This window comes from Chryseobacterium sp. FH2, assembly GCF_001045455.1.
In the GTDB taxonomy this organism is placed as follows: domain Bacteria; phylum Bacteroidota; class Bacteroidia; order Flavobacteriales; family Weeksellaceae; genus Chryseobacterium.
On record NZ_LFNE01000006.1, the window covers coordinates 20,991 to 39,005 of the forward strand.

The 18,015-nt window shown below is 33.6% G+C and carries 18 protein-coding genes; 15 read left to right on the forward strand and 3 right to left on the reverse strand.

Features of this window, described 5'->3' with window-relative positions:
- Nucleotides 1-104: 104 nt before the first annotated feature.
- On the reverse strand, nucleotides 105-758 hold the full coding sequence (locus ACM39_RS10670) for a ComF family protein (protein WP_048511035.1): 654 nt from the start codon (nucleotides 756-758) through the stop codon (nucleotides 105-107).
- A 57-nt stretch (nucleotides 759-815) separates the two neighbouring features.
- A complete protein-coding gene (locus ACM39_RS10675) occupies nucleotides 816-2,291 on the reverse strand; it encodes a helix-turn-helix domain-containing protein (RefSeq protein ID WP_048511036.1) in 1,476 nt (491 codons plus the stop codon).
- A gap of 126 nt (nucleotides 2,292-2,417) precedes the next feature.
- Here ACM39_RS10675 and aceB point away from each other — a divergent pair, with 126 nt between their 5' ends.
- The 7 genes from aceB to ACM39_RS10710 all read left to right on the forward strand — a co-directional run bounded on the left by aceB (nucleotide 2,418) and on the right by ACM39_RS10710 (nucleotide 8,888).
- Nucleotides 2,418-3,992, forward strand: coding sequence for a malate synthase A (gene aceB / locus ACM39_RS10680; protein WP_048511037.1), 1,575 nt, complete (start codon nucleotides 2,418-2,420; stop codon nucleotides 3,990-3,992).
- A gap of 93 nt (nucleotides 3,993-4,085) precedes the next feature.
- A complete protein-coding gene (aceA, locus tag ACM39_RS10685; protein ID WP_048511038.1) occupies nucleotides 4,086-5,366 on the forward strand; it encodes an isocitrate lyase in 1,281 nt (426 codons plus the stop codon).
- Nucleotides 5,367-5,463: 97 nt separating this feature from the next.
- A complete protein-coding gene (locus ACM39_RS10690) occupies nucleotides 5,464-5,847 on the forward strand; it encodes an acyl-CoA thioesterase (RefSeq protein WP_048511039.1) in 384 nt (127 codons plus the stop codon).
- Nucleotides 5,848-5,914: 67 nt separating this feature from the next.
- Nucleotides 5,915-6,361 (forward strand): 6-pyruvoyl trahydropterin synthase family protein, encoded by a 447-nt coding sequence (locus tag ACM39_RS10695; protein WP_048511040.1) that lies wholly within the window; start codon nucleotides 5,915-5,917, stop codon nucleotides 6,359-6,361.
- 15 nt (nucleotides 6,362-6,376) lie between these two features.
- Nucleotides 6,377-7,159, forward strand: coding sequence for a UDP-2,3-diacylglucosamine diphosphatase (locus tag ACM39_RS10700; protein ID WP_082140570.1), 783 nt, complete (start codon nucleotides 6,377-6,379; stop codon nucleotides 7,157-7,159).
- Nucleotides 7,160-7,337: 178 nt separating this feature from the next.
- The gene (locus ACM39_RS10705) at nucleotides 7,338-8,312 is read left to right on the forward strand and encodes an acyltransferase (protein WP_048511041.1); all 975 of its coding nucleotides are present in this window, start codon (nucleotides 7,338-7,340) and stop codon (nucleotides 8,310-8,312) included.
- Between the two features lie 30 nt (nucleotides 8,313-8,342).
- A complete protein-coding gene (locus tag ACM39_RS10710; protein WP_048511042.1) occupies nucleotides 8,343-8,888 on the forward strand; it encodes a hypothetical protein in 546 nt (181 codons plus the stop codon).
- Nucleotides 8,889-8,936: 48 nt separating this feature from the next.
- Here ACM39_RS10710 and aqpZ read toward each other — a convergent pair whose 3' ends face one another.
- Nucleotides 8,937-9,662, reverse strand: a complete 726-nt coding sequence (gene aqpZ / locus ACM39_RS10715; RefSeq protein ID WP_048511222.1) for an aquaporin Z — start codon at nucleotides 9,660-9,662, stop codon at nucleotides 8,937-8,939.
- A gap of 220 nt (nucleotides 9,663-9,882) precedes the next feature.
- Here aqpZ and ACM39_RS10720 point away from each other — a divergent pair, with 220 nt between their 5' ends.
- From ACM39_RS10720 to ACM39_RS10755, 8 genes are all read left to right on the forward strand, one after another.
- Entirely contained in the window at nucleotides 9,883-10,503 is a 621-nt protein-coding gene (locus tag ACM39_RS10720) for a DUF5715 family protein (protein WP_048511043.1), read from the forward strand.
- A 78-nt stretch (nucleotides 10,504-10,581) separates the two neighbouring features.
- Nucleotides 10,582-11,349 (forward strand): hypothetical protein, encoded by a 768-nt coding sequence (locus ACM39_RS10725; protein WP_048511223.1) that lies wholly within the window; start codon nucleotides 10,582-10,584, stop codon nucleotides 11,347-11,349.
- A 17-nt stretch (nucleotides 11,350-11,366) separates the two neighbouring features.
- Nucleotides 11,367-11,993, forward strand: a complete 627-nt coding sequence (locus ACM39_RS10730) for a hypothetical protein (protein WP_048511044.1) — start codon at nucleotides 11,367-11,369, stop codon at nucleotides 11,991-11,993.
- A 53-nt stretch (nucleotides 11,994-12,046) separates the two neighbouring features.
- The gene (locus tag ACM39_RS10735; RefSeq protein WP_048511224.1) at nucleotides 12,047-12,769 is read left to right on the forward strand and encodes a sensor histidine kinase; all 723 of its coding nucleotides are present in this window, start codon (nucleotides 12,047-12,049) and stop codon (nucleotides 12,767-12,769) included.
- Nucleotides 12,738-13,418 (forward strand): response regulator transcription factor, encoded by a 681-nt coding sequence (locus ACM39_RS10740; protein WP_048511045.1) that lies wholly within the window; start codon nucleotides 12,738-12,740, stop codon nucleotides 13,416-13,418. The genes ACM39_RS10735 and ACM39_RS10740 overlap by 32 nt, the downstream gene beginning before the upstream one ends.
- A 123-nt stretch (nucleotides 13,419-13,541) precedes the next feature.
- Entirely contained in the window at nucleotides 13,542-14,897 is a 1,356-nt protein-coding gene (locus ACM39_RS10745) for a T6SS phospholipase effector Tle1-like catalytic domain-containing protein (RefSeq protein WP_048511046.1), read from the forward strand.
- 399 nt (nucleotides 14,898-15,296) lie between these two features.
- Nucleotides 15,297-15,815 carry a hypothetical protein gene (locus ACM39_RS10750; protein ID WP_131701444.1) on the forward strand — a complete coding sequence of 173 codons (519 nt, stop codon included), beginning with the start codon at nucleotides 15,297-15,299 and terminating at the stop codon, nucleotides 15,813-15,815.
- 195 nt (nucleotides 15,816-16,010) lie between these two features.
- Nucleotides 16,011-17,933 carry an ABC-F family ATP-binding cassette domain-containing protein gene (locus tag ACM39_RS10755; RefSeq protein WP_048511048.1) on the forward strand — a complete coding sequence of 641 codons (1,923 nt, stop codon included), beginning with the start codon at nucleotides 16,011-16,013 and terminating at the stop codon, nucleotides 17,931-17,933.
- Nucleotides 17,934-18,015 lie beyond the last annotated feature (82 nt).

Genomic DNA, 18,015 nt, shown 5'->3' on the forward strand with positions numbered 1-18,015 from the left:
GACCTAAAGCCCATGCAATACAATCAAATTTTCCATAATTACTAGTTTGCAGGAAAATTAAGAAAAAGATCTGTAATAAGTATAAAAATTAAACGAGTGTAAGGCTATTCATCTATTGCCATAATCAAAACACTTATTTTGTTGTTACCGGCATTCAAAATTTCCCAAGCAATTGTTGCTAACGTATTTCCGGTGGTAAACACATCATCAATTAATAAGACATGTTTTCCCGATATATTTTGTGTGATAGAAAATGTATTTTCAGTTTCCTGGCGATGTTGCTTATCTTTCAAGGCTTGTGCTTTTGAGTAATGGTTTCTTTTAATCAGGGTATGGTCAAAAGGGATATTATAAAATTTTGACAATTCTTCAGTAAATATATGTAACTGATTATAACCCCTTTCCTTCACTTTTTTCGGATGTAAAGGAACGGAAACCAGCAAATCTGGTTTTTCTCCTTTAAAATCTAAGCGTTCAGTTGTCCAATCAGCTAAAACTTTTCCTGCTTTTTCCCGGCTTCTGTATTTTAATTCATGAATAATTTTCCGACTCAAATTTTCTTCTTCAAATTGCATTAAAGCAAAAGTATTTTCAACAGGAAAAAGCAATTTGCATTTTTCTTTTATTTGGCTGTCTCCAAAGTAATTGAAATGAGTAAAATGAATTTGATCAAAACAAAGATTACAGACCAATAAGTCAGCATCAATAATTCGGTTGCAGTTGATGCAACGGTTTGGAAAGAAAATATCTAAAATCATTTGTGTATTTATGATAGCTAATATAATAAATTAGCTGAGAGTTTTTATATATTTAGTTTAAGAAACATTTTTTCTCAATTTTTCAATTGCGTTTTTCATACTCAAATTAAAATATTCCTTTTCCAGGCGTATCGGCGGAGCCTGTCTTACTTCACAATCCGCGATACTGCAGGACTCACACGTCACACCTACATTAATCGTTTTCAAAGTCGAAGATTTGATGAAATTAATTTTCCTGATCGTCTGGGAATTCAGTAAAATTCCCAAACAATAACTCCTGTTGCTTCCGTCAGAAAATGGATTTTTCTGTGATGTGGAAATTACCAGGTAACTTACGCCCTGATCTTTATAATGTGAAATTTGAGCATCAGTTAATGCCTCATTTTCCTTTAAATGCGCCAGGTTTTTCACGGCAATCCATCTTCTGCAATAATGTTCATTTGTTGCATTTGCATGCGGAGCTTGCTGATGATTAAGGTGTAATTCCTTTAAAATCTGTATTTTATCTGTATTTTTCTTTTTAACTAAACATAAATAAAATAAATCCTTAATCCCCAGTTCAGAAGAAAGAATGTTGGTCAATCGATAATAAAAAGTCTCGGGTGAATTAGTAAAACTTTCAATTAAATGTTCAAAATTGATGGGTTGCCAATCGTTTTGGAGAAAAAAATCTGAAGTTTTCTCAATCGTTTTTTCCTTTGAAATTAATAAGGCTCCGGCAAAATAAGAAGCGTAGAAATTATTCAGAATTTCTTCAAAACTCCCAAAGTCCAGCCATGAATAGGTATTTGGACGATTTTTTAATTCCAAAACATTGAAGCCTATTTCTTTGGCCAGAATAAACGTTTTCTGATCCCGTTCTAATTTTTTATTTAAAAGCAGTAATTTTTTTTCTGGAATAAATAATGAACGAAGATTGTCTAATGTACCATACTGTTCAAAATCCTCTGATTGAATAATATAATTAAACTTTTCGGTCAAAATATTTTCTAAAACATCAGGCTGTAAGTTTTTACTGATTTCTAATTGATTTTCCTTGGCAAATTGAAATACTTTTTCCTCAATTTCCGGAAAATAATTATCATATAATTCTTGAAAGGAACGTAAAACAGCAAAGTAAAACCTTTCTTTTCCCAAATTATAATTTTGCGAGATTTCAATCAGTGCATTGATAAAAGCGGTCACCTTTTTCGGTGCGTCGCTGATGATGCTGATGAGATTATTTTTATTAATACCAAAAAGGTCTAAAGGTATTTCTTTAAAAAAATCTGATTGCAGAATTTCATTAAAAGGAGCCAGGCTTTTATCAAGTTTTGTGGAAACCAAATCATCAAACGTACAATTCAAAGACTCTGAAAGCTGAATGATTTTATCGTGTTTCGGATATTTTTTGCCGTTTTCAATTTCATTGAGATAAGATTTTGACAAACCTGTCTTCACGGCAAGGTCTTGCAGAGACCAATTTTTCTTTTGTCTTTGTTGCTTCAGTTTTAGCCCGAAAACCGTTTTGATAAAGTCACTGTCAGAATTCATAGTTCAAATATAATATTTAGAAGCGATTTTTCGCATAATAAATTTTAAAAATAAATTAGCGAACGTTCGCTATTTGTGAAAATTTTTATTTAAGTTTGTAATGTCGAATCACAAAATCAATACATTATGAAAACCAAAACTCAATTGGAAATAAAAGTACAACAGCAATTTGAAGAAGTTTTTACACATGATTTAATCGATTTTTTGGTTGAGCTTCATCAGAATTTTAATCAAAGGAGAATTGGGCTTTTAGATGAAAGAAAAAAAGTTCAGGAGGAGTTTGATAAAGGAAACCTTCCGAAATTTTTAGCTGAAACGGAAGAAATCAGAAATGGAAATTGGTTTTGCGCTCCGCTTCCTGATGATTTGCTGGACAGACGAGTGGAAATTACAGGACCTGTCGATCGGAAGATGATCATTAATGCTCTTAATTCCGGTGCATCAACTTTTATGGCAGATTTTGAAGACAGTAATTCTCCAACCTGGAAAAATTGTATGGAAGGACAAATTAATCTTTCTGATGCAGTTAACCGAAAAATTGATTTTAAAAATGAGCAGGGAAAATCTTATCAGTTAAATGAAAACCCCGCGGTTCTTTTAGTTCGTCCCAGAGGCTTACATTTGAATGAAAAGCATATTGAAATTAATGGAGAGGAAACTTCTGCTTCATTAATTGATTTTGGAATTTACTTTTTCAGAAATGTAAAACAGTTGTTGGAAAATGGAAGCGGTCCTTATTTTTACCTTCCGAAGTTAGAACATTATAAAGAAGCCCGCTGGTGGAATGAAGTTTTTGTTTTTTCACAAAATTATCTCGGAATTTCACAAGGAACAATCAAGGCAACTGTATTGATTGAAACCATTACTGCCTCTTTTCAAATTGATGAAATTTTATTTGAACTCAAAGAACACAGCTCTGGTTTGAACTGCGGAAGATGGGATTATATTTTTTCTTTTATTAAAAAATTCAGAAATCTTCCGGGATTTATCGTTCCGGACAGGGATCAGGTTACCATGCTCTCACCATTTATGAGTGCTTATTCAAAAAGGGTTATCGAAATTTGCCATAAAAGAAACGTTCATGCAATCGGCGGAATGGCAGCACAAATTCCTATAAAAAATGATTATGAGGCGAACAGTATTGCCTTTGGAAAAGTCAGAAATGATAAGGAAAGAGAAGTAAAAAACGGTCACGACGGAACGTGGGTGGCACATCCGGCTTTGGTTTCTGTGGCTAAAGACATTTTTGATCAATATATGCCTTTGAAAAATCAGATTGATAAAAAATTTGATTATCAGATTACAGAAAATGATCTGTTGGAAATTCCAAAAGGTGATATTACTGAAAAAGGTGTCCGAAAAAACATTAATGTCGGAATTCTTTATATCGAATCTTGGTTAATGGGAATTGGAGCAGCAGCCATTTATAACTTAATGGAAGATGCAGCAACTGCCGAAATTTCAAGAACTCAAATCTGGCAGTGGCTGAAAAATGAAGCGCTTTTAAATGATGACAGAACCCTGACAAGAGAGATGGTTCTTCAATGGGAATTTGAAGAATTAGAACGAATAGAAAAATATGTAGGTGAAGAACGTTTTAAAAATGGAAAATTCAACCTTGCAAAAGAACTTTTCAATGAACTGATTTTCTGCGAAAAATTTGAAGAATTCTTAACACTGAAAGCATATCCTTTTATATAGGGCTGAGAATAAGCTTAAGAGTAGACGTTTTTCAGCTCATAATTCAAAAATTATAAGATCATAACCTAACAAAATCTCTAAAATCCAAATATTATGAAAACAAGACAAGAACAAATCCAGGAAATAGAAAAAGACTGGCTGGAAAACCCTCGTTGGAATGGTGTAAAAAGACCTTACACAGCGGAAGATGTATTAAAGCTTCGGGGTTCTTATAAATTAGATTATACGATTGCAACTGAAATGTCAAAGAAATTTTGGAATAAATTGAATACTCAAAATTTCGTTGCCGGACTTGGAGCTTTGACGGGTAATCAAGCTGTACAGGAAGTGGATGCAGGTCTGGAGGCAATTTATCTTTCAGGATGGCAGGTTGCCGCAGATGCTAACTTATCTGGTGAAATGTACCCGGATCAGTCGTTGTATCCTGCGAATTCCGTACCTTCTGTAGTGAAAAAAATTAATAACGCTTTATTGAGAGCGGACCAAATTCAATCTGTGAACGGAGGTGGGGAAAAAGAATATTTAGTTCCTATCATTGCAGATGCAGAAGCTGGTTTTGGAGGAAATCTGAATGCTTATGAATTGATGAAACAAATGATTGAGGCCGGAGCTGCTGCAGTACATTTTGAAGATCAACTTTCTTCTGCTAAAAAATGTGGTCATTTGGGTGGAAAAGTTTTAGTCCCGACTCAGGAAGCGGTGAATAAACTGATTTCAGCCCGTTTGGCAGCAGATGTTTTAGGTGTGCCTTCTTTAATTATTGCCAGAACAGATGCGGATGCGGCAGATTTATTGACTTCAGATATTGATGACAGAGATAAAAAATTTGTAACAGGAGAAAGAACCTCCGAAGGTTTTTACGTTGTGAAAAATGGAGTAGAACAGGGGATCGACAGGGGATTATCTTACGCTCCTTATGCAGATCTGATTTGGATGGAAACTTCAAATCCGGATTTGGAACAGGCAAGAAAATTTGCGGAAGGAATTCATGCGAAATTTCTGGGTAAGATGCTGGCTTATAATTGTTCCCCGTCATTCAATTGGGCTGCGAGATTAAGTGTCGATGAGATGCTTAATTTCAGGGAAGAATTGGCAAAAATGGGTTATAAGTTCCAGTTTATTACATTGGCAGGTTTCCATGCGTTGAATACAGCGATGTTTGAATTGGCTTTAGCATATAAAGAAAAAGGAATGGCAGGGTATTCTGAATTGCAGGAACGTGAGTTTGCGTTACAGAAAAAAGGTTTCAGAGCGGTAAAACATCAGTCTTTTGTAGGGACGGGATATTTTGATGAGGTTCAGAATATCGTGACAAATGGCTCTTCTGCAACTGTTGCAATGAAGGATTCTACAGAAACGGCTCAATTTCATTAAAAAGTTCCATTTTAAATAAATTTTGTTGTTAAAACCTCTCTGTTTTGGAGAGGTTTTACTTTTTAAGTTCTAATTTTGAGTAAATATTTGAAAAAAAATGAGTTTGATTTTTGAAAAAGAAATACAAGTAACGGAAAAGCATATTGACGGAAATAATCACGTGAATAATGTTCAGTATGTTCATTGGGTGGAAGAAATTGCAGGTGAGCACTGGGATTTTGTAAAACATAAAACTGATTTTCCAAAGGATATCTGGATGCTTCTCGATCATCATATTCAATATAAAAAGCAGGTGTATTTAGGTGATATTATCAAAATAAAAACATATCCTAAACCTCCTGAAGGAATCAGACAGCCTAGAAAAGTTGAGTTTTATTGTAATGATGAGTTGGTTGTAGATTCGCTTACACTTTGGGTTTTTGTAGATAAGGAAACTAAAAGAGTGAAAAGATTGGAAAGTGATTGGCTGGATAAATTGTAGCTTTATTCAATAGATCGTCTTGAGTGTTAAGCTTTTTCTTTAATCTCTTTTGTCATATCTTTGCACCATGATACGTATTACAAAAATTTTTACATTCGAAACAGCACACGTGCTGTATAATTATGACGGAAAATGTAAAAATATGCACGGGCATTCCTATAAGCTGTTTGTAACAGTCAAAGGGAAGCCTGTAAATGATTTGGAAAACCCTAAAAATGGGATGGTGGTAGATTTTGGGGATATCAAAAGTATCGTAAAATCTGAGATTGTAGATGTTTGGGATCATGCGGTCCTTATCAATGGGCTTTCTCCGCATAAAGAATTGGGAGAAGGTCTGGAAAATCAAGGTCATAAAGTAATTTATTGTAATTTTCAGCCGACTTGTGAAAATATGTTGTATGCTATCGCTGCAAAAATAAAATCAAAGCTTCCGTCTGAAATTTCTTTAGCATATCTAAAGCTTCATGAGACGGAAAACTCTTATGGAGAATGGTTTGCAGAAGACAATCAGTAATTAAAAATTCAGACGGTGTTAAAAACAATCATCAATTTAGAACCCGGAAAAAAAGTGTATTTCGCTTCAGATCAGCATTTTGGAGCGCCTACTCCTAAGGAAAGCAAAGTGCGTGAAGAGAAATTTATCCGTTGGATGGATGAAATAAAATATGATGCTCAGGTGCTGTTTTTGATGGGGGATTTATTTGATTTCTGGCACGAATGGAAACATGTGATTCCGAAAGGGTATGTACGTGTTTTAGGAAAAATTGCCGAGCTGAAAGATCGTGGAATTCACGTTTATTTTTTCGTTGGAAACCATGATTTATGGATGAAGGATTATTTGGAAGAGGAAATCGGGTGTACGGTTTTCTATAAAAAGCAATACTTTGAAATGGGTGGAAAGCAATTCTTACTGGCTCACGGAGATGGTTTGGGGCCAGGAGATAAAGGATATAAAAGAATGAAAAAAGTCTTTACAAATCCTGTTGCACAATGGTTTTTCAAATGGCTTCACCCGGATATTGCAATGAAAATCGCATTGTATATGTCACAGAAAAATAAAATGATTTCCGGAGATGAAGACAAAGAATTTCTGGGTGAGGATAAAGAATTTTTGATTATTTATTCTAAAGAAAAACTTAAAACACAAAAGATTGACTATTTTATTTATGGTCACCGTCATCTTCCTATGGTTTTAGATCTGGGGCAGAATGCTCAGTATATTAATCTTGGAGACTGGATTTCGTATTTCACTTATGGAGTTTTTGAGAAAGATTTTGAGTTAAAAGCTTTTGATAAAAAAACTACCCCGTAAAGAGGTAGCTTCCGGATGAGTGTTTCATCATCCTGTTTTTAATCCATATTCCGCGATTGTGATTGCAATAACCCGACCAAATTTTTTAAATTTATATTAAAAAAACATTAAAAGGTATGCTTGTCTTAGTAAATGTTTCATTTTAAGGCAATAACAAAACTTTAAAAAATTGATATCATTGGAGAATATATTTGATATAAAAACAGAGCAGGACTTTCTGGCTGCTTCATTGAAGACATTTCGTTATCAATATAACCATGTTGAGATATATAGGAAGTTTGTAGACTATTTGAAAATCAATCCTGATGAAATTGACAGTTTGGTGAAAATTCCTTTTCTTCCCATCGAAATGTTTAAAAATCATGATATTTTAAGTCAGAATGTTTCCACAGATTTGTATTTCCAGAGTTCGGGTACAACTCAGATGAATTTGTCTACACATTTTATTGCTGATGAAAATATATATCAGAAAAGCATCTATAAAAGTTTTGAACAGTTTATTGGCAGACCTGAAGATTTTATTTTCTTAGGATTATTACCAAGTTATTTGGAAAAACAACATTCTTCCCTGATATATATGGTAGATTATCTGATGAAAAAATCTGCCAAACCTGAAAATGGCTATTTTCTTTACAATCACTCAGATTTATTTGATGTGTTGAACACATTGAAAGAGAAGAAAGTGATTCTTTTTGGGGTTTCTTTTGCTTTGCTGGATTTCCTTGATTCAATAGCGAATAAGCAAATAAGCAAATCAACAAATTTAACAGTCATTGAAACAGGTGGAATGAAAGGAAGAAAGGAAGAAATGACAAAAGATGAATTGCTTAAAATTTTACAGGAAGGTTTTCAGACGGATAAAATTTATTCGGAATATTCGATGACTGAGCTTCTTTCTCAAGCGTACTCTTTGGGCGAAAATGTGTATCAATGTCCAAACTGGATGAGAATCATGGTGAGAAATGCAGAAGATCCTTTTAGTTATGAAAAGGAAGGAAAAACCGGAGCGATTAATATTATTGATTTAGCAAACATTTATTCTTGTTCGTTTATTGCGACTCAGGATTTGGGAAAAATAGAGGGGGATAAATTTCAGGTGTTGGGAAGAATAGATCATTCCGATATTCGCGGCTGCAGTTTATTAGTTTCCTAATTTAGTTTAATGCTCAAGGTTTAGAATCTCATGTTAAAAATAGAAGAACTTGTACATGCATTTATTCACTCACGCTGTGATTTTGAAAAACAAATTGTACTCACAAATCATTTTCAGGCAGATTGGGAAGCCGATATTTTGATTGTTGATTCCGAAGGCTTTAGTCATGAAATTGAAATTAAACTTTCGAAAAGCGATTTTAAAAATGATTTTAAAAAGTCCTACACAAATTCAAAAACCGGCGAAAAATTTTTGAAACACGATAAAATTTCCTGTGGAGATTATGTTTGTAATGCCTTTAGTTTTCTTTTGCCAATGGGGATGATTGAGCATTCTGTAATTCCTGAACACTGCGGAATTATTGAATTTTATCATAATGTTGATTCCTGGGAAACGGAATTTTATTTGATTCGTCAACCTCAAAAAGTACATGAAGATTCTTACTGGAAATTAAACGATAAAGATCTTTTCATACGAAAAATGGCGCTGAATTTATTACAGAGAAAATTGGAAATCAAAGGAAAGCATGAAGAACTAATCTTTAAAAATCCTTTTGATATAAAGAAATTGAAATAAAAAAAATCCTGTCAACTGACAGGATTTTGTATTTATAATTTGTTGTTCTTATTTTACAATTTCAGAATCTCTTTGAAGTAAAAATTTGTAAATTAATCCTCCGGTTACACCTCCTAAGATTGGCGCTGCCCAAAATAGCCAAAGCTGTGATAGTGCGTTGCCTCCTACAAAAACTGCCTGAGAAAGTGATCTTGCAGGATTTACAGATGTATTTGTGATGGGAATTGAAATCAAATGAATCAACGTTAATCCCAAACCGATAGCAATCCCTGCAAATTTTCCATTTGCATATTTGTCAGTGGCTCCCATGATAATGATAAGGAAAAATGCTGTCAATAAAAACTCGGTTAAAAATGCAGCTCCCATTGAATAGCTTTTCCCAAAGTAGACGGCATCGCCATAGAAATTGGTAGCAAAAGCTCCCGGGCCTGAAAAATCAGGTGTTCCGGATCCACTCAAAATTGCATATAAAGCTCCCGCTGCGGCAATAGCCCCTAAACATTGCGATACAACATAAGAAATAAGATCTTTAGCCGGAAATCTTCCGCCTGCCAATAGCCCAAATGATACAGCAGGATTAAAATGACCGCCAGAAATATGGCCAACAGCATAAGCCATGGTAAGTACTGTAAGACCAAAAGCTAAAGCCACGCCTATTAAAAGAATACCTAGCTGACCAGAAGCGGGGGCAATTTGGGATGCAAAAACAGCACTTCCACAACCTCCGAAAACAAGCCAAAATGTGCCGAAAAATTCAGCAAATAATTTTTTTATCATATTGTTTATTTTTAAATAAAATCAAATTTAAAGTTTAAATTTCAAACTAAAAAGTAAAATTTTAAAAAAATATTCAAAATATATGTGCTGTAATATTGAGAATTTGATAATCATATTTATAATATTGTTATGGAAATTATTTCGTAAATGATATATTGTAATTGAAAAATATAACATAAATATTTATATTTAATTTATAAATATAAAAGTCTGCTTAATGAAAAAGTTTTTGTGTGTGATTTTTGTGTCTTTTGTTTATAATACATATTTTGCTCAATCGTTGAAGAAAGTTTTACCATGTTATGATTATGCTGAGGTATTAAAGGTAGAGGCCACTCCTCTTTATAAGCCGCATTTGGACGCTTCTAAAGGTTTTGGTGTGCAGCTTTTGAAAGATTCCAGGTCTGTTCAAAAGTATATTAATAATGGTAAATTTCATAAGATAAAAAAATCAGGAAAGGGATATCGTGTTCAAAAACTGGATTATAGCAGAGCCTGGATGGTTTCTAAAGCTAAAGCTACTCTTGAAAAAATGGGTTCGAGATTCAGTAAAGAAACCAAAGGTCATACTTTTACCGTTTCATCTATTACAAGAACGTTGGAAGATCAGTGCAGATTGAGAAAAGTTAACGCAAATGCTTCTTTAGGAATCAGTTCTCATAATTATGGGAATTCTTTTGATATTTCTTATATAAGGTTTAATGATGTTTTGAAATATAACCCAAAAATGGAAATAGCACTGGAAAAAGTTTTAAAGTATTATGCTGATGCTGGCAGAATTTATTATATCAAAGAGAAACAACAAAGCTGCTATCACATTACGGTAAGGAATTATTAATTTAAATTCAAATTATGGTGAATATTTGCATACATAATTAAGTTTGCATACTTTTATGCAACTAAATTTACCATGCTTATGACAACTTTAAACAGAGATGAATTCGTTCACGCAACAAATGAATGGAAAACTTATTCTGAAAAATACACAGACATTGAACGCCTTATTTCTACAAGCGATGTTGTAGAATTTAATATTGATCAGATTCAATGGCTTAGGGATAAAAATAAATACAATCAGTTTTGTGTAGAAGTAGGAGTTTATAACGGAAGTCTGATTCTTATTTTCTGCCCGATTGATGAAAGGGGTTACAAAATTCAAGAAGATATTTATCCTTTTAGTCCTCTTAGTAAATGTGGAGGAGATATAAGGTTAGTTGAGACTAAGGAATATACAGTGGTAAAACATGCGGTTCTTTCTGACGATTTACGTAAAATAGATGACAGTGCGGATACTTATTTTCCGATAGCCAACATGCCTATGCTGGAACAGGATAAAGTGGTAGAAGCTATTGAATCTTGGAGAAATGAAGGGATGGACTGGTTCTACAATGAGTGTCAAAAATATAACAGAACGAAACAAAAGAATATTTTTGAAAGATTTTATGTTCCAAGTGAAGATTTGTATCCGCCAAAAGCCAATCTTGATAAGTTTATATGCTCTTTTGGATTAAAATATTCAGAAATATTTCAACAAACACTGGTAACGCTGATTTTTATTTCTTTTTACAAACCTGAAAATTTAGAAAACGGTGTTGGAATGAGTGTAGAAATGACTTCAAATACATATGATTGGGCGAAACCATGTCCTCCGATTTGTAAATTACCTGAAGGATTAGGCAGCTAAAGATTCTAAAGAAATAAATGGCAAAATTTTATTTAATAATTTTATATCTAAATTATGCATTACTTCTGACTACCGTACTTTTAGGAGTTTGGAGGTATACTATATTTGCTAAAAAAGAAAGACAATATACTGTTTATATTGTTTTTCTTTTTTTAATAGAGCTATTGAATTTATCTCTGCCGTATGTTTTTGATTTACAGGATACTTCTTTTTTATATCCTATTTATATTGCCGGAGAATTCTTTTTATTGACAACTCTGTTTATTCAGAAATTAGATCTGTCAAAAATTTGGCTTTTTCTTGTATCTCTGCTTTCTCTTAGTTTTTTGATAGGAAAATACGCTTTTGATTTCCCGTCAAATCCGGATATCGCAAAAGTGGTTTCAAATATTGTAATTATTTGTCTGTCAGGTTTTATTTTAATCAGAGAAATTAGGCGAAGTCAAAAAACAGAGAACCGTTTTCTTTTAGCAGACAGCTCTGTCTTTTTCTATTATTCTGTATCTGTTTTTATTTTTATTATTCAGCATCAGATAGCAAACCTGTCGGAAAATAGCTATTATATTCTTTTGAGTGCAAACAATATTCTGTCAAGTATTTTATACGGGACATTTTTATATACCTTCATAAAATTAAAGAAGTAACTTTAAATATCAATTTATTATTACTCATAATTGTTACCATAGCAATTATAGTGTTGTTTATTTTATTAGCTTACCGATCATTTATCAGCAGAATTATTGAAGAGAAAAATACTCAGCACAAAGCAGAGGTTCTCCATCAGAAAAATTTGGTACTAGAAAATATCAAAGCACAGGAAGAAGAAAGGAAAAGAATAGCAGTGATGATTCATGATGATATTGGAAATCGTTTGAATATTCTTTCGCTTTGGCTTAATAATCTTGATACGAAAGGAGACGAATTGATAAAAAAGAATATTTCCGGGCAAATGTCTTCTTTAATTGATTCGGCAAGAAGTATTTCTCACTCACTATATCCCGTGAATCTGGAATCGGTGGGACTTGTTTTATATATTGAAGAATTGATTGCCAACCTATCAGGCAGAGTTAATATTTCACTCACGGTAAGTCCGAAATTCCAGCGGAAAAATATGTTTGTTGAAGTACAGCTTTATAGAATTATACAGGAGTTTACAACAAATGTTTTAAAGCATTCTGAAGCAACAAGAGTTTGGATTTATATTAAAGATAATCGGAAGGAGCTTGCAGTGGTGATTTCAGATAACGGACAAAGTTTTGAATATGAAGCAGTAAAAAAGGGAATGGGGATTAAAAATATAGAATCCCGGATAAAATCAATGAATGCTCAACACAAATGGAAAAACATCCTGCATAAAGGAAGCCGTTTAATAATAAAAATTCCATACAATGAACTCCCAAATCAAAATAGCCTTAATTGATGATGAACAGCTTATCCTAGAAGGGGTAAAAATGTTACTTTCAACCGAAAAAAACATTTCTGTAAATCTTACATCAAATAATGGTCCCGATTTTCTTGAAAAATTGAAAACCGTGTCTTCAGATGATTTTCCCAATATTGCTTTGGTAGATGTACAGATGCTGCCAATGAACGGTTTTGAATTGGTCGAAATTCTTAAAGAAAAATATCCTGATCTAAAAATAATTATTCTTTCTTCCCATTACAAAACCTCAATTTTAGGATATATGGTAAAGCTGGGTGTTTCAGCTTTCCTTCCTAAAAATTCTGATCGGAAAACATTTATTGATGCTATCACGATGGTGTACAAAAACGGGGTATTTTTTACCGCCGAAGATCATCAGATGCTTTTTTCTTACATGAATAGCTCTTCAAAAAAAAGATCACTTTTCGAGATGGAAGACGAGCTTTCAGAACGTGAAAAAGATGTGGTAAAGCTTATCTGCCAGGAATTTACCAATAATGAAATTGCAGAAAAACTTTTTATCAGCCCGAGAACGGTAGAGAGTCACAGACAACGTGTTTTAGAAAAAATTGGTGCTAAAAATACAGTGGGTATCGTTATTTACGCAATTATCAACAATATTTATTCGATTTCCACAAAAATATGATTCCGTAGAAATACGGAATTTTTTATTTGGTATTTTTTACGCTATCATTCCGAAGTTTTTCATCGTTACTTTGAAGTGTTCATAAAGCTTTTAGCCTTAAAGTTTTAAATAAAACCACAAAGAATGGAAAATAATATATTTTCTATCGGAATTTTCTTCGATGGAACCGGAAATAATGGTATCAATGCCACTTCCTCTCAAAAACAAAAGCCTCAAAAAAATAATGAAAGTTATTATTCTTGCATTACCAACGTTTACAAACTCTTTGAGTTATTCATTGGTGATGAGAAATTATATGTGGAAGGGATAGGTACTGTGACCGGATGTGAAGACAGTGATTTTGCAATGGCAACTTGTCTGAATCCTGCAGGGTATACAGGATATTCTTCCGAAGATAAGCTTAAACAGGCTTTCCGGTTTGTAAATGATACCATGACAGATAAGTCTAAAGAATATCATTTTTATATTTATGGATTCAGCAGAGGAAGCATGCTGGCAAGAAATTTTTGCTACGAAATATTGCAATCTGATCCAAAAATTAAAGAAAATATAAAGGTGAAATTTTTAGGTGTTTTTGATACTGTAGAATCAACTCCTTTTAACGATTATAATGTAACTGTTTTACCCGGAGTGGAACGAGCTTTGCAGATTTGCGCTGTTAATGAATGCCGGTACTTCTTCCCATTAACAGGTTTTTTTGATAGTTCTAAAGAAAAAGAAGATACATTATATCAAACACCCACTTCTATTCAAAAAGAAATTTTTGTTCCGGGGGTTCATGCGGATGTCGGCGGAGGATATTTAAACAGTTCTCAGTCGGTTTATGTTTCTGCAAATCATTTAAGTGCTAATGTTGTTGCTGAATACATCGAAAATGTAAGAACAAATGCAACCGATGCAGATGAAAATCAGGTCTGGGATTATCCTTTGGAAACTTATCAAATAGATAAGGGGGATATTTTTTCCCAGGCTTATGTTTCAAGAGAAATGGTTTTCAATGATTTGTCTAAAGTTTATGGAATGTTGATGTTGACTGAAACAAATACTTTAGAAACAATTTTTAGCACCCATTTTAACGATTCCAATTTTGGGATTGACTCTAATGAACATCCTTACTTAGTTAAACTTTCTGAAGAACTGCAAAAATATATTCCAGAGCTGGCAAAAGACCTAAAACCGGCTTATGATTATGAAAAGCTGGCAGACTATACTCACTTTTCGGCAAACTTTGGATTGTATCACAATATATTGTTGAGAAGAACAGATGCGCAAATAGATGCAGAATTGATTAACAACGGATTAAACGGTCCGAGTAATGCTCAGGGAGAGCTGGTAAATTCAGTGGGTTCAAAATTACAGTCAAAAGTGAATCTTATGGAGGATTCTATCATAGATTACGCTTATGGAACTAATATTCCAAACAATGATAATTGGAGCCGTACAATATTGATAAAGGAAAATTTATATAATAAATGTTAGTACTTTTTCAGTTTTAAGTTTAGGTTAAAGAACCGTCCATTAGGGCGGTTCTTTTCTTTTTTATATCTGAATTTTTGACTCCGTAGAAATACCGGTTTTATAAATTGGTATTTTTACGGTTAATTTATAAATTTCAGCGTTCTTACTTTGAGCTGTTCATACCAAACTATACTTTGCCCGGTAAGGCTTTATATACAATTTTGTGTAAAGAGCTGCCTTTTTTTTTAAAAGTATTTGTAGCATAGGTCTTTCCGTGAAATTACTGATTTCTCAATTTGGTGATTTATACTGTTTTTTTTCAGGGTGAATTGTCTGAACTTTGAATTGTTCTTAAAAAGAAGCTTCAATAAAGGATGAAACGAAATCAATAACACAATAACAATCAAAAAAATATTAATCATGACTTATCACGATAATGATGTCACGTTTTCAGTGACTTCGAACAATTTAGTAAGTGGATCTTTTACAGTAAACAGCTTTTCGGTAACTGGCGGACAAGATCCTGATAATAAGATTCATGCAGGTTTAGTTGTAAACTGCAAAGGCGACGGTAAATTTACCTTTTCCGTAGGCAGAAAAGGTTCTTCCGATGTAGCCAATTGGTTTTCAAAAAATATTCCGGCAGACAGGACTACATTTAACCATGATCCGGGAGATTTGAATTTTGCAATGATTGGAACTTTAGTTTTGAATTTTGCAAACGGAATTACGTGTACTTTTTATAATGTGGCCATTGCACAGGGACACAGCGGAGCAAGCAACAACTGGTGGTATGGCGGCCAGCAGGCATTTTACAACGGAGGAAATACGGTAATTTGTGGAGCGAGTAGCAATCAGCAGAATAATATCCCGTTGATTCAGTTTCAAAGAGGCGGAAATGATGTAAGTACAGTAAGTGTTACTCCAAAAACTTTCTAATAAAACGAAGGACTGCTCATATAGTTTTTTATTAATGAAAAGCTGTTCATTCGATGAGCAGCTTTTTGCTTTATTTAAATCAAAGGGCAAAATGTGAATAAAATAATACGTTTTATGATACATTCGAGTATTCATTTCTTTTTCCGTATTTTTGCACCCGAAAATTCATTATTCATTTATTAATCATTATTTAGCATGCTTTCGGTTCAAGGTCTAGGATTACATCATTCGGGAAACTATTTGTTTCAAAACGTGAATTTCACGATTAAAAAGGATGATAAAATTGGTTTAGTTGGTAAAAATGGAGCGGGAAAATCCACTTTATTAAAAATGCTTTCAGGGAAAATCAATTTCTTTGAGGGGAATGTGGTGACTGAAGGAAATGCTACCATCGGTTTCCTGAAACAGGATCTTGATTTTGTAAAAGGAAGAACTGTTTGGAACGAAACAATGCAGGCTTTTGAGCAGATCAACGCGTGGAAAAACGAGCTTGAGGAAGTAAATCACCAAATGGCAACGAGAACGGATTATGAAAGTGATTCTTATACAGATTTGATTAATAAAATGACCGAGCTGAATGATCTTTTGATGAATCATGATGCCTACAATCTTGAAGGTGATATGGAAAAAGTACTGTTTGGTCTTGGTTTCAAGGCTGATGATTTCCAGAAAATCACTGATGAATTTTCAGGAGGCTGGAGAATGAGAATCGAATTGGCGAAATTGCTTCTTCAAAAGAATGACATCATGCTTCTCGATGAGCCTACCAATCACTTGGATATGGAATCCATTATCTGGCTTGAAAATTTTTTGAAAGATTATCCGGGAGCAATTGTTTTGGTAAGCCACGATAAACAGTTTATGACAGCTGTTTGTAACCGAACTTTTGACATTAACAATAAAAAAGTTGATGATTATAAAGCAAATTATTCCAAATATTTAGTCATGCGTGAAGATCGCCGTGAAAAACTGATTCAGGCTAAAAAGAATCAGGATGCGGAGATCAAGCAGATGGAAGATAATATTAATAAGTTCCGTGCAAGTGCTACAAAAGCTTCTTTTGCCCAGTCGCTTATTAAAAAATTAGATAAAATTGAGCGTATCGAAGTTGATAACGAGGACGTTTCAAAATTCAATATTCGTTTCGTGCAGTCACAAGTTCCGGGCAAAGTGATATTTGAAGCTGAAAATTTGGGTAAGGCTTATGGTGAGAAACAGATTTTTGATGATGTAGATTTTATTGTTCAAAGAGGAGACAGAATTGCACTTCTTGGGCAAAACGGACAGGGCAAAACAACATTAGCGAAAATTCTTGCAGGGGATATTAAAGATTATTCAGGAGACTGGAGGCTGGGCCACAATGTGAATATTGGCTATTTCGCTCAAAATCAGGAAGAAGTTCTTACTCCAAATAAAACGGTTCAGGAGGAAGCAGAAGATGCTGCAACTGAAGAAACAAGACCCAGAGTGAGAGATTTGTTAGGATCTTTCCTTTTCCAGGGTGAGGCTGTAAATAAAAAAACAAAAGTACTTTCCGGAGGGGAAAGAAACCGTCTGGCACTTTGTAAATTGTTGCTTCGCCCTTTCAATACGTTGATTATGGATGAGCCTACCAACCACCTGGATATTCAGTCTAAGGAAATTATTAAGTTGGCTTTACAGAATTTTGAGGGCACATTAATCGTAATTTCTCACGACAGGGAATTCCTTCAGGGGCTTTGTGATAAAATCTATGAATTCCGTGATGGAAAAATGAAAGAATTCCTTGGTGATATCAATGAATATCTGGAATACAGACAAAAAGAAACCATAAGAGAAATTTCTGCAGAAAAAGCAAAACTTCATAATGAAGAGCCAAAGGCAGAGGTAAAAAAGATTGAAGAAAAACTGGTTGTGACTCAATCAACGATTGTTAGCAAAGAGCAGAAAAATATTCAGAATAAAATCAAAAAAGTAGAAGAGAAAATTTCCGAACTTGAAATTAAAATAGAGGAAATGGAAACTTCTTTTACAAAAGAAAATCCTTCTGACGAAACTTTAGAAAAATATAATAAAACTAAAGAAGAATTGGATTCTGCATTGCAGGAATGGGAGTATTTGGGAACTCAGCTGAATTAATTTTTTTATATAAAACAAAAACAGAGCAGCTACGGCTTCGCTCAAAGCGAAGCCGTAGCTGCTTAAAGAATAACTCTAATTT